Consider the following 232-nt stretch of genomic DNA (forward strand, 5'->3'; position numbering starts at 1 on the left):
CACAGATGCTCCCAAATGTAAGGAATATCATTTTCTGAAATGAAATATACTTGATCCTCTTCCTGGTGCCTTCTAATATCATTTTGTCTAAAGCCTTGCCTTACCTCGGCGTGGAATTGATCTACATATTCGTCCCTTGAGATCATCTCTTGCACTTGTTCCAGAGGTTTTCCAATATGATCGTCAAACAGGTCACCTAGTTGAAACGATCTATATTCTACCTCTTGAAATG

At 39.2% G+C, this 232-nt stretch carries 1 protein-coding gene; it reads right to left on the reverse strand.

Annotation, left to right across the window (positions count from 1 at the left end):
- On the reverse strand, nucleotides 1-232 hold a 232-nt coding region (locus AOA60_RS33710; RefSeq protein ID WP_218241012.1), incomplete at both ends, for a hypothetical protein.

The sequence above is a fragment of the Pseudomonas sp. 2822-17 genome, assembly GCF_002742485.1.
Lineage (GTDB): Bacteria > Pseudomonadota > Gammaproteobacteria > Pseudomonadales > Pseudomonadaceae > Aquipseudomonas > Aquipseudomonas cyclaminis.